The sequence below is a fragment of the Microbacterium altimontanum genome (genome assembly GCF_058349865.2).
Genome location: NZ_JBYRJB020000004.1, coordinates 1 through 12,220 on the forward strand (window position 1 = coordinate 1; position 12,220 = coordinate 12,220).

Annotated in this window: 11 protein-coding genes; 9 read left to right on the forward strand and 2 right to left on the reverse strand. The window is 69.0% G+C overall.

Annotated features, from left to right (window positions below; all coding sequences use genetic code 11):
* The coding region (locus tag AC3RX1_RS07265) for a hypothetical protein (RefSeq protein ID WP_491500561.1) at nucleotides 1–181 on the reverse strand (181 nt) is incomplete at its 3' end.
* Between the two features lie 125 nt (nucleotides 182–306).
* On the opposite strand from AC3RX1_RS07265, the gene AC3RX1_RS07270 reads away from it, so the two are divergent.
* The 6 genes from AC3RX1_RS07270 to AC3RX1_RS07295 all read left to right on the forward strand — a co-directional run bounded on the left by AC3RX1_RS07270 (nucleotide 307) and on the right by AC3RX1_RS07295 (nucleotide 8,709).
* A complete protein-coding gene (locus tag AC3RX1_RS07270) occupies nucleotides 307–879 on the forward strand; it encodes a GNAT family N-acetyltransferase (RefSeq protein ID WP_491500562.1) in 573 nt (190 codons plus the stop codon).
* A gap of 134 nt (nucleotides 880–1,013) precedes the next feature.
* Nucleotides 1,014–4,532, forward strand: a complete 3,519-nt coding sequence (dnaE, locus tag AC3RX1_RS07275) for a DNA polymerase III subunit alpha (protein ID WP_491500563.1) — start codon at nucleotides 1,014–1,016, stop codon at nucleotides 4,530–4,532.
* Nucleotides 4,533–4,583: 51 nt separating this feature from the next.
* On the forward strand, nucleotides 4,584–5,840 hold the full coding sequence (locus tag AC3RX1_RS07280; protein WP_491500564.1) for a hypothetical protein: 1,257 nt from the start codon (nucleotides 4,584–4,586) through the stop codon (nucleotides 5,838–5,840).
* A gap of 30 nt (nucleotides 5,841–5,870) precedes the next feature.
* Nucleotides 5,871–7,172 (forward strand): histidinol dehydrogenase, encoded by a 1,302-nt coding sequence (hisD, locus tag AC3RX1_RS07285; protein WP_491500565.1) that lies wholly within the window; start codon nucleotides 5,871–5,873, stop codon nucleotides 7,170–7,172.
* Between the two features lie 11 nt (nucleotides 7,173–7,183).
* Nucleotides 7,184–7,654, forward strand: coding sequence for a transcriptional regulator NrdR (nrdR, locus tag AC3RX1_RS07290; protein ID WP_491500566.1), 471 nt, complete (start codon nucleotides 7,184–7,186; stop codon nucleotides 7,652–7,654).
* Between the two features lie 17 nt (nucleotides 7,655–7,671).
* Nucleotides 7,672–8,709 carry a quinone-dependent dihydroorotate dehydrogenase gene (locus AC3RX1_RS07295; protein WP_491500567.1) on the forward strand — a complete coding sequence of 346 codons (1,038 nt, stop codon included), beginning with the start codon at nucleotides 7,672–7,674 and terminating at the stop codon, nucleotides 8,707–8,709.
* Here the strand turns inward: AC3RX1_RS07295 and AC3RX1_RS07300 are convergent.
* The gene (locus AC3RX1_RS07300; protein ID WP_491500568.1) at nucleotides 8,684–9,250 is read right to left on the reverse strand and encodes a DUF3043 domain-containing protein; all 567 of its coding nucleotides are present in this window, start codon (nucleotides 9,248–9,250) and stop codon (nucleotides 8,684–8,686) included. The two genes, AC3RX1_RS07295 and AC3RX1_RS07300, sit on opposite strands and share 26 nt — an antisense overlap.
* 46 nt (nucleotides 9,251–9,296) lie before the next feature.
* Between AC3RX1_RS07300 and AC3RX1_RS07305 the strand changes: the two genes are divergently transcribed.
* The 3 genes from AC3RX1_RS07305 to ctaC all read left to right on the forward strand — a co-directional run bounded on the left by AC3RX1_RS07305 (nucleotide 9,297) and on the right by ctaC (nucleotide 12,219).
* The gene (locus tag AC3RX1_RS07305; protein WP_491500569.1) at nucleotides 9,297–10,703 is read left to right on the forward strand and encodes a dipeptidase; all 1,407 of its coding nucleotides are present in this window, start codon (nucleotides 9,297–9,299) and stop codon (nucleotides 10,701–10,703) included.
* A 95-nt stretch (nucleotides 10,704–10,798) separates the two neighbouring features.
* Nucleotides 10,799–11,164 (forward strand): iron-sulfur cluster insertion protein ErpA, encoded by a 366-nt coding sequence (gene erpA, locus AC3RX1_RS07310; RefSeq protein WP_491500570.1) that lies wholly within the window; start codon nucleotides 10,799–10,801, stop codon nucleotides 11,162–11,164.
* 161 nt (nucleotides 11,165–11,325) lie between these two features.
* Nucleotides 11,326–12,219: an aa3-type cytochrome oxidase subunit II gene (gene ctaC, locus AC3RX1_RS07315; protein WP_491500571.1), complete on the forward strand. Its 894-nt coding sequence runs from the start codon at nucleotides 11,326–11,328 to the stop codon at nucleotides 12,217–12,219.
* Nucleotide 12,220: the final 1 nt, after the last annotated feature.

Genomic DNA, 12,220 nt, shown 5'->3' on the forward strand with positions numbered 1-12,220 from the left:
TCCCGGCCGTGACCTCACCGACATCCTCCACGGCGACATCGTGCGCGGCACCGGAGGTGAAGATGTCCCCACCCCACGCCTGATCGAAGACCTCACCGGGGAGGAGCATGTCGTCCTCGTCGACGCACACCTCGGGATCGAACCACTCGGGGTCCAGCACCGGCGTCGACGAAACCTTCATATTCTCACAGTAGGAGTGGCCTCCGACATTCGAACGGCGGTCGATTCGAAGGCTCCCGACCCCGACATTCGATCCCTCGATCCCTCGCCCGAGCCATGTCGGACGCGTGGTTCAGACTGGGCATCATGAGCATCGAGGTTCGTCCGGCGGTCGAGTTCGACGACGTCGCCGCTCTCGTGGGGCCGAAGAAGCCGACCTCGAACGTGTGCTTCTGCCTGAGCTACCGCATCGGCAGCAAAGAGAACGTCGCGCTGCGCGGACCGGCCCGCGCCCAGCGGGTCAGAGAGTTGTGCGCGCACGATCCGGCTCCCGGGGCGATCGCCTATCGCGACGGCGAACCGGTGGGATGGGCGGCGGTCCACCCGCGCCGTGACACGAGCTTCGCTCGAAACCGGCTCATCCCGCATGTCGACGACCTCGATGTGTGGTCGCTCTGGTGTTTCCGTGTGCGACCGGGACACCGCAAACAGGGCATCGTCCACGCCCTGATCGAGGGTGCCGTGGCACACGCGCGGACGAACGGCGCGCCCGCGATCGAGGGTTACCCGGTCGACAACGGCGATGCTCGGGTGAACCTCACGATGGCCTACGTCGGAACACGCGGGGTGTTCGAACGCGCCGGCTTCACGAAGGCCGCCGAGACGTCGTCGGTGCTGGACGGATTCCCGCGGGTGCTGATGCGTCGAGACCTTCGCTGACTCAGCGCCCCGCCGGTTGATGCCGACCGACTGTCCCTGCCACGCACCCGCGGGACGAGCAGGGAGCGTTCGCGAGTCACGGCACGCCCGGGGCCGGGCGAGCGACGTCGGAACCGAAACGTAGACTCGAAGACGTGGCATCCGACTCCTTCGTTCACCTGCACGTGCACAGCGAGTACTCGATGCTGGACGGTGCCGCCCGGATCGGATCGATGGTCGAAGAAGCGGCGCGCCTCGAGATGCCCGCGATCGCCGTCACCGACCACGGCAACACGTTCGCGGCCTTCGAGTTCTACAAGACGGCGAAGGCCGCCGGCATCAAGCCGATCATCGGGATCGAGGCGTACGTCACTCCCGGCACCCACCGTTCCGACAAGTCGCGCGTGCGATGGGGGAGCCCCGAGCAGAGCAGCGACGACGTCTCGGGCTCGGGCGCCTATACCCACATGACGCTCCTCAGCGAGACGTCAGAGGGGATGCACAACCTCTTCCGGCTCTCGAGCCTGTCGAGCATCGAGGGCTACTACTTCAAACCCCGCATGGATCGGGAGCTGCTGCAGAACTACAGCAAGGGGCTCATCGCCACCACGGGGTGCCCCTCCGGCGAGATCCAGACGCGGCTGCGCCTCGGCCAGTACGAAGCGGCACGAGCGGCGGCCGCCGAGTTCCAGGACGTCTTCGGCCGCGACAATTACTTCTGCGAGCTCATGGACCACGGTCTGGAGATCGAGCGGCGGGTCAACAGCGATCTGCTGAGGATCGCGAAGGACCTGCAGATCCCGCTCGTCGCCACGAACGACCTGCACTACACGCACCGGCACGACGCGACGAGCCACGCGGCGCTCCTGTGCGTGCAGTCGGGATCGACGCTCGACGACCCGAAGCGCTTCAAGTTCGATGGCGACGGGTACTACGTCAAGTCCCCCGGCGAGATGCGGCAGGTCTTCCGCGACCACCCGGAGGCGTGCGACACGACCCTGCTCATCGCCGAGCGGTGCAACGTCGAGTTCAACACGAGCGCGAACTACATGCCGCGCTACCCGGTTCCCGACGGCGAGACCGAGGAGAGCTGGTTCATCAAGGAGGTCGAGGCGGGCCTGCGCTATCGCTACCCCGACGGCATCCCCGACGCCGTGCGCAAGCAGGCCGACTACGAGTGCGGCGTCATCGCGCAGATGGGCTTCCCCGGCTACTTCCTCGTCGTCGCCGACTTCATCAACTGGGCGAAGGACCACGGCATCCGCGTGGGCCCGGGCCGCGGCTCCGGCGCCGGCTCAATGGCGGCGTACGCGATGCGCATCACCGACCTCGATCCGCTCAACCACGGCCTCATCTTCGAGCGCTTCCTCAACCCCGACCGCGTGTCGATGCCCGACTTCGACGTCGACTTCGACGACCGCCGCCGTGGTGAGGTCATCCAGTACGTCACCGAGAAGTACGGCGACGACCGGGTGGCGCAGATCGTCACCTACGGCACGATCAAGGCCAAGCAGGCGCTGAAGGATGCCGGCCGCGTGCTCGGCTTCCCGTTCAGCATGGGGGAGAAGCTCACCAAGGCCATGCCCCCGGCCGTGATGGGCAAGGACATGCCGCTGAACGGCATGTTCGATCCGAGTCATCCGCGCTATAAAGAGGCGTCCGAGTTCCGCACCGTGATCGAGACCGATCCGGAGGCGAAGACCGTGTTCGATACGGCCGTCGGCCTGGAGAACCTGAAGCGCCAGTGGGGCGTCCACGCCGCCGGCGTCATCATGTCGAGTCATCCGCTGATCGACATCATCCCGATCATGAAGCGGGAGCAGGACGGCCAGATCGTCACGCAGTTCGACTATCCGTCGTGCGAGACGCTCGGCCTCATCAAGATGGACTTCCTGGGGCTGCGCAACCTCACCATCATCAACGACGCCCTCGACAACATCGCCGCCAACCGCGGCCACCCCCTCGTGCTCGAAGAGCTGCCGCTCGACGATCGAGCGTCGTACGACCTCCTCGCGCGCGGCGACACGCTCGGCGTCTTCCAGCTCGACGGCGGCCCGATGCGGTCGCTGCTGCGCCTGATGAAGCCCGACAACTTCGAGGACATCTCCGCCGTCATCGCGCTGTACCGTCCCGGCCCCATGGGCGCGAACTCGCACATCAACTACGCACTGCGCAAGAACGGCCAGCAGGAGATCACGCCGATCCACCCCGAGCTCGCCGAGCCCCTGCAGGAGATCCTGGAGACGAGCTACGGCCTCATCATCTACCAAGAGCAGGTGATGGCGATCGCGCAGCGGGTGGCCGGGTTCTCCCTCGGCCAAGCCGACATCCTGCGCCGCGCGATGGGCAAGAAGAAGAAGTCCGAGCTCGACAAGCAATACGAGGGCTTCCATCAGGGCATGGTCGATCGCGGATACGGCGAGGGCGCGATCAAGGCCCTGTGGGACATCCTGCTGCCGTTCTCCGACTACGCATTCAACAAAGCCCACTCCGCCGCGTACGGACTCGTGTCGTACTGGACCGCATACCTGAAGGCGCACTATCCCGCCGAGTACATGGCCGCCCTCCTCACGAGCGTCGGCGACTCGAAGGACAAGCTCGCCCTCTACCTCAACGAGTGCCGTCGGATGGGCATCCAGGTGCTGCCGCCGGATGTGTCGGAGTCGATCAAGTACTTCGCGGCCGTCGGCGAGGACATCCGCTTCGGTCTGGGCGCCGTGCGCAACGTCGGCTCGAACGTCGTCGACGGCATCGTCCAGGCCCGCCAGGACGGGCCGTACACGTCGTTCCACGACTTCCTGCGCCGCGTTCCCGCCCACGTGGCGAACAAGCGCACCGTCGAATCGCTCATCAAGGCCGGGGCGTTCGACACGATGGGCGCCACCCGCCGTGCCCTCCTCGAGATCCACGAGGACGCCACCGAAGCCGCCGTCCTCGACAAGCGCCGGGAGGCGCACGGCGAGGTCGGATTCGACTTCGACTCGCTGTGGGGCGACGACGAGCCGCAGCAGGACGCGAAGGTGCCGGACCGACCGGAGTGGACGAAGAAGGACAAGCTCGCGTTCGAGCGCGAGATGCTCGGCCTGTACGTCTCCGACCACCCTCTGGCGGGGCTCGAGATCCCTCTCGCCAAGCACGCGTCGACGACCATCAACGACCTCCTGACCAACGAAGACCTGCGCGACGGCGACCAGGTGACGGTCGCGGGCCTCGTGACGAGCGTGCAGCATCGCGTCGCGAAATCCAGCGGCAACCCGTACGGCATGATCACCGTCGAGGACTTCGACGGTGAGGTCACGATCATGTTCATGGGCAAGACCTACACCGAGTTCCAGCTCATGCTGCAGGCCGATTCGATCCTCGCCGTGCGCGGCCGTGTCTCACGCCGTGACGACGGCATGAACCTCCACGCGCAGTCGGCGTTCGCGCCCGACCTCGGGGTCGTGGATGCGTCGGGGCCGCTGGCGCTCACGATGCCCGAGCACCGGGCCACGCAGCGCACGATCACCGAGCTCGCGGAGATGCTGCGGCGGCACCGAGGAGACACCGAGGTGACGCTGAGACTGCACCGAGGAGGAGCCGCGAAGGTGTTCGAAGTGCCCCTCGGTGTACGCGTCACGGCCGACCTTTACGGGGAGTTGAAGAGCCTCCTGGGCCCGAACTGCCTGGGTTAGTCTTGAGGACCGAAAGACGCGCAGCGCGGCGCACCCCCGGAAGGAGCAGACGTGACCAACGAACAGCTGAACGGACCGGATGAGACGGATGCCGCGAGCCCGAGTGCGGCGAGGGATGCCGCGGCGGCGAGCCCGACGGGTGCTGCCGCGGACGACTCGGCCACCGATGCCGCGGCAGCCGCGTGGGCGGATGCCACGACCGACGCGACGGCGGATCCCGCCGCAGCACCGGCACACGACGTGACGACCGATCCGGCGACGGCGGATCGCGACGTGACGACGGACCGCGAGGCGGCGACGGATGCCGCGACCGACGGAAGCTCGCGAGTCGGCGATGCACGCCCTGCGGCCGCGTCTGATTCTGCCGGAGCAGTCCAGTACGGCGTGGGACCGTTCTCCCTGCGCGAGGTGATCCTCGCGGGCGTCTGGCTCGTCGCCTTCATCGTCTCGTTCTTCTCCACGAGCTTCTACACCTTCAGCTCGGTGTGGACGCAGGGCATCGACTGGGTGCTCGCGATCGGCGTGCCCACGGTCGCCGTGTTCCTGCTCATCCTGCGGCGACTCTCGCCGAGCGGCATTCGCCGCGTCGGCTCGCTGGGCATCGACCAGTTCGCCTCGGTCGCCTTCTCCGTCGCGGCCGTCGTCTGGCTCGGACAGGTGTGGTGGCAGGTCGGCCTCACCGCCGCGGGCGGGCGCTGGGTGCTCGGCTGGGTGCCGTGGGTCGAGCTCGTGCTGATGCTCGCCGGTGTCGTCCTCACTGCCTTCGCCGGACTGATCCCGGGGCTGAAGGAGGACTTCGAGCAGCGACCGGAGACGGTCTCGCATCGCGTCGCCCGCACGGTGCGCCCCGTCACGCCCCGCCCGATCACCCCGCGCCCGGCCGCGCCGCACGATGCTCCCGCCTCAGCGGCCTCCCACGACGGCCACGGTGCGACCACGGCCGCACCGGCCGGTGCCACCGCGGCCTGGCCGACGGCAGCGAGCGACGAGCAGCCCGTCGCCGACCACCGCGGCTTCGCACCCGAGGCGAAGGATCAGCCGACGGAGGCGTACGAAGACCTCGACGCGACCCGACACCAGGAGCAGCAGCCGCAGGACGAACGGGCGCCGGCGTCGGCCCACCAGGCGTTCTGGGCACTCGTGCCCGAGGAGCGCGATGTCGTCGACGAGAACGGCGTGCCCCTGTTCCGCATCGGCCCGACCGCGTGGGCCCTCGTGATCGAGGACCGCGGCTCGTCCTTCGTCGTGCGACACGAAGACGGCCGAGTCGGCTATCTCACCGACGTCTCGGGCGTCACGCGCGGCTGACCGACGCATCCCACCGGATAGCCTGGAGGGATGCTGCGCACCATCGATCTGACCGGCCGGTCGCTGTCGGCCGCCGAGCTGCTCGCCGTCGTCCCGCGCGCGCAGGCGGCCCGCGCCGACGCCCTCGCGGCCGCGACGCAGATCGTCCGCGACGTCGCCGAACGAGGCGAGACGGCGCTCCGCGAGCAGGCCGAACGGTTCGACCGGGTGTCGGGTCACGACATCCGCGTCCCCTCCGCGCATCTTGACGAGGCGGTGGCGCGCGTCGACCCGGCCGTGCGAGCGGCTCTCGAGGAGTCGATCGCCCGGGTACGTCGTGCGTCGGCCGCCCAGGTGCCGGCGGGGAGCGTGACCGAGCTCGCCGACGGCGCCCTCGTGGCACAGCGGTGGCAGCCGGTCGGGCGCGCCGGCGTGTACGTTCCCGGCGGGAAGGCGGTCTACCCGTCCAGTGTCGTGATGAACGTCGTTCCGGCGCAGGTCGCCGGCGTCGGCGCCGTCGCTCTCGCTTCGCCCCCTCAGGCCGAGTTCGGGGGTCGCGTGCACCCCGACATCCTCGCCGCCGCGGCCCTGCTCGGCATCGAGGAGGTGTACGCGATGGGCGGCGCGGGCGCCGTGGCGGCCTTCGCGCACGGGGTCTCCTCGATCGGGCTCGACCCGGTCGACGTCGTGACCGGACCGGGCAACAACTTCGTCGCCGCCGCCAAGCGCGCCGTCGCGGGCATCGTCGGCGTGGACGCGGAGGCCGGCGCAACCGAGATCCTCATCGTCGCCGACGCATCCGCCGACGCCGGCCTCGTCGCCGCCGATCTCATCAGCCAGGCCGAGCACGACGAGCAGGCCTCCGCCGTGCTCGTGACCGACAGCGCAGACCTCGCCGAGCGCGTCCGGGCGGAGGTCGAGAACCGCGTCGGCGCCACGCGCAACGCCGCCCGCGCCCGCGAAGCGCTCGAGGGCGAGCAGTCGGCGATCGTCCTCGTCGACGACATCGCAGCGGCCACGGCATTCAGCAACGCCTACGCGCCCGAGCATCTCGAGCTGCACCTCGCCGATCCCCGACCCGAGCCGTTCACCAACGCCGGTGCCGTCTTCGTCGGGCCGTACACTCCGGTGAGCCTCGGCGACTATCTCGCCGGCAGCAACCACGTGCTGCCGACCGGGGGGCAGGCCCGCTACGCATCCGGACTGTCGGCCGCCACCTTCCTGCGTCCTCAACAGGTGATCACGTACAACCGCGACGCCCTCGCCGACGTGGCCGACCACATCGTCGCCCTCGCGAACGCCGAAGCCCTCCCTGCGCACGGCGAGGCGGTCACGGCGAGGTTCGCGGGGTAGTCTGTCGGCTGATGCACTGCCCCTTCTGCCGTCACCCCGACTCCCGCGTCATCGATTCGCGCACCTCCGACGATGGTCTCAGCATTCGTCGCCGTCGACAGTGCCCCGAATGCGGCGGCCGGTTCTCGACCGTCGAGACGGCGAGCCTCACCGTCGTGAAGCGATCGGGTGTCGCGGAGCCGTTCAGCCGCGAGAAGGTCGCGGCCGGTGTGCGCAAAGCCTGCCAGGGCCGTCCGGTGACCGACGACGACCTCGCTCTGCTCGCGCAGCAGGTGGAGGAGGTGCTGCGCGGCACCGGCGCCTCACAGATCGAGACGAACGACATCGGACTCGCGATCCTGGGTCCGCTGCGCGAGCTCGACGAGGTCGCGTATCTCCGATTCGCGAGCGTGTACCAGGCGTTCGACTCGCTCGAGGACTTCGAGGCGTCCATCGCCCAGCTGCGTGCCGACCACGCGCGAACGGGAACCGTCGAGGACTGACCGATACGCTGGTGGGGATGTATCCCCTCCTGTTCCGCACCGTTCTGTCACGCCTCGACGCGGAGTTCGCCCATCACTGCGGCATGCTCGTCGTCCGCGTGCTCGGCCTTCCGCCCCTCTCCTGGGCGACGCGGGCCCTCACCAGGCCGGCGCCGGAGCTTCAGACCCGGGCGCTGGGGCTGACCTTCGACTCGCCGTTCGGTGTCGCTGCGGGATTCGACAAGAACGTCGTGGGGGTCGCGGGACTGACGGCCCTCGGCTTCGGTCACATCGAGGTCGGCACCGTCACCGCGGTCCCGCAGGAGGGCAACCCGAAGCCGCGCCTGTTCCGGCTCATCCCGGATCGCGCCGTCGTGAACCGGATGGGCTTCAACAACCGGGGAGCGGAAGCCGCTGCGGCCCGGCTGCAACGGCTGCGGCGCCAGCGCCGGCACCGCGCCGTGATCGGCGTGAACATCGGCAAGAGCCGCGTGGTCGACGTCGCCGATGCGACGGCCGACTACGTGCGCAGCGCGACGCTGCTGGCCCCGCTCGCCGACTACCTCGCGGTGAACGTGTCGTCGCCCAATACGCCGGGGCTGCGCGGGCTGCAGGCGGTGGAGACGCTCCGCCCGCTGCTGCAGGCGGTGCAGGATGCGTCGGGCAGGACGCCGCTTCTCGTGAAGATCGCGCCCGACCTGCCCGACGACGAGATCACGGCGATCGCGGGCCTCGCGGTCGACCTCGGCCTGGCGGGCATCATCGTCACGAACACGACGATCTCACGCGAGAACCTCGTGACCGATCCGGCCGTCGTCGCCGCGGCCGGGGAGGGCGGCCTGTCCGGCGCGCCCCTGAAACAGCGGGCCCTCGCCGTGCTGCGCACCGTGCGCGCGGTCGTGCCGCGCGACTTCACGGTGATCGCCGTGGGCGGCGTCGAGACGGCAGACGATGTCCGGGAGCGGCTCGCGGCCGGTGCCGACCTCGTGCAGGGCTATACGGCTTTCCTGTACCGCGGACCGCTCTGGGCGCGGCAGATCAACCGGGGGCTCAGCGCGGGTAGTGGCCGCGCTTGACCTGAGGCTTCGGCAGCCGCATCCAGCGCATCTGGATCGTGCGCATCGCGCCGTACCAGCCCAGGCCCTTCTCGCGTCGGTCGCCGAACTTCTTCGCCGCTGCGCGCTTGATGCGCCACGACGTGACGATCATGTCGATGATCACGAGCACGACGAACACCCACAGGACGATGAACGCGTAGACCTGGATCACCGGCAGCGACTGCAGGAACGTGACGAGGATCACGAGGATCATGAGCGGCATGATGAGCTCGCCGAGGTGCCACCCGGCATCGACGAAGTCGCGCACGAACCGGCGCTGAGGGCCTTTGTCGCGCACCGGCAGGTACCGGTCGTCGCCGGCCGCCATGCCGATCCGCGCCTTCTCGCGCTGAGCGGCGAGCTCGGCCTTCTGGCGCTGGCGCGCCTCCTTCGTGTCCGCGACGAGAGGACGCTTGCGTGCAGCCTCCCGCTCGGCCCGCGTCGGCGTCGGCCGTCCCTTGCCGCTGACGGATGCGTCGTCGGCAGCTTCGGTCTGCGGGGCGTCAGTCTTCTTGGACACGGATGATCCTCGGGCTCGATGATGGGGTTCTCCTAAGATTACCCGCATGACCTCCGCGACGAGCCCTGAGACGAACCGACCCGCATCCGTACGCGACGCCGCGAGGGGCGGCGTTCCCGCCGCCCTCGCCGATCTGGGCTCGCTCGTGCGGATCCCCTCGGTCGCCTTCCCCGGCTTCGACCGCGCCGAGGTGCAGCGCAGCGCCGAGGCGGTGAAGGACCTCGCCGAGGGCACGGGCGTGTTCGAGGGCGTTCAGATCCGCGACGCGGCGATCACGGGAACCGAGGAACGCGGGATGCCGGCCGTGCTGGCGACGCGCGCCGCCCGCAACGGCCGCCCCACGATCCTGCTCTACGCGCACCACGATGTGCAGCCGGTCGGCGACGAGGCGCTGTGGGAATCAGCACCCTTCGAGCCCACCGTCCGTGACGGCCGCCTGTACGGCCGCGGAGCCGCGGACGACAAGGCCGGCATCATGGTCCACATCGGCGCCCTGCGTGCGCTGCACGAGGCGTTCGGCGACGACCTCGACCTCGGCGTCGCCCTGTTCATCGAGGGTGAGGAAGAGGCGGGCTCACGCTCCTTCGCGCAGTTCCTCTCCGACAACGCCGACGCGCTCCGTGCCGACGTCATCGTCGTCGCCGACTCCGGCAACTGGGACGCCACGACGCCCGCACTCACGGTCTCGCTGCGAGGCAACGCCCGCTTCACGATGACCGTGCGCACCCTGGAGCACGCGTCGCACTCAGGAATGTTCGGGGGAGCGGTGCCCGACGCGATGATGGCGACGGTGAAGCTGCTGTCCACGCTGTGGGACGAGGAGGGCGCGCCGGCGGTCGAGGGACTCGCCGCCCGGGATGCCGTCACCCCGCCCTACACCGAGGACACGCTCCGCGACGAGGCGGGACTTCCCGAGGGTGTGAGCCCCGTCGGGCGCGACAGCATCCTCAGCCGCATCTGGAACAAGCCCTCCATCACCGTCACGGGCATCGACGCGCCGAGCGTCGTGAACGCGTCGAACACGCTGAGTCCCGAGGTGACGGTCGTGATCAGCGCCCGGGTCGCGCCCGGACAGTCGGCCCGCGAGGCGTATGACGCTCTCACCGCTCATCTGCGCGCGCACGCGCCTTTCGGGGCGGAGGTGACGTTCCGCGACGCGGACTTCGGCGACGGCTTCCTGGTCGACACGAGCGGATGGGCGGTGGCAGAGGCGAAGGAGGCCCTGCAGTCGGGCTACGGCGCCGAGCCCGTCGACCTGGGCGTCGGCGGGTCGATCCCGTTCATCGCGGACCTCGTCCGCACGTTCCCGGAGGCGCAGATCCTCGTCACCGGCGTCGAAGACCCCCACGCCCGCGCGCACAGCCCGAACGAGTCGCTGCACCTCGACACGTTCCGGCACGCGTTGATCGCCGAGGCGCTGCTGCTCGAGCGCCTGAATGCGCGCACGGTCTGAGTCGCTGGGCCGGAGGGACGACACGGCTGCCGCCGGCCGCCTGCCACGCGTGCGGGCGTAGACTCGACGTATTCGCTCGACCCCGGAGGAAACACATGACCGACACCGCACTGACCGCAGACCAGTCCGTCCGCGAGCACGGCGTGCTGCTCACTCAGGCCGCCTCCGACAAGGTGAAGAGCCTGCTCGAGCAGGAAGGCCGTGACGACCTGCGTCTGCGCGTCGCCGTGCAGCCCGGTGGCTGCTCCGGCCTCATCTACCAGCTCTACTTCGACGAGCGCTACCTCGACGGCGACCACACCGTGGACTTCGACGGCGTCGAGGTCATCGTCGACGAGATGAGCATCCCGTACCTCGACGGGGCCACGATCGACTTCAAGGACACGATCTCGGAGCAGGGCTTCACGATCGACAACCCCAACGCCGCCGGCAGCTGCGCGTGCGGCGACAGCTTCCACTGAGCTGACCATTCTCCTCACCGGCTGTGGCCGGCATTCGGTGCGCCTCGATGCGGTGCGCCGGGTGTCTGCTGCGCCCGCCCCGCCTGGGCGGTTGGCCAGAATCCGGTGGGAGGTTGCTCTAGACTGGCCACTGTCAGTTCCTTGATCCGGAAAGGTGCACTGTGCCCTCGAAACGTCGCCTCCGCTGGGTCGCCATCCCGCTCGGGACCGCCGCGGCCGTTCTCCTGGCGGGTTGCACCCCCTCGCAGCTGCACGGGTTCCTTCCGGGCTTCCAGGACCCGAACGCCGCGCCTGCCACGAACCGCACCGAAATGGTCGCGGGCATGTGGACCAACTCGTGGATCGTGCTCCTCGTCGTCGGCCTGATCACGTGGGGCCTGATGCTGTGGGCGATGGTCGCTTACCGTCGCCGCAAGGGCCAGACCGGGCTCCCGGTTCAGCTGCGATACAACATGCCGATCGAGATCTTCTACACGATCATCCCGGTCATCCTCGTCGCGGGGATGTTCGCATTCACGGCGCGCGACCAGGCGATCCTCGAGACGCAGGACGAGAACCCCGACGTCTCCATCGTCGCCATCGGCAAGCAGTGGTCGTGGGACTTCCAGTACAACGGGCAGGCGGCCGACAACTCCGACGCGGTCTGGACGATGGGCACGCAGGCCGAGCCCGACAAGAACGGCAACGTCGACCAGGCCGCGCTGCCCACCCTGTATCTGCCCGTCGACAAGACGGTGCGCATCGATCTCGAGTCGCGCGACGTCGCGCACTCGTTCTGGATCATCGACTTCCTGTACAAGAAGGACCTCTACATCGGCAAGGACAACCACTGGTCCTTCACGCCGACGCGGGAGGGGACGTATCAGGGCAAGTGTGCCGAGCTGTGCGGCGAGTACCACTCGGCGATGCTGTTCCGCGTGAAGGTCGTCAGCGACAGCGAGTACGAGCAGTACCTGCAGACGCTGCGCGACCGCGGCGACACCGGAGACATCACTGACGCGTACGACCGGCTGCAGAACGAGCCCGGCACCGGCGCTTCGAACGGAGAGAACTGAG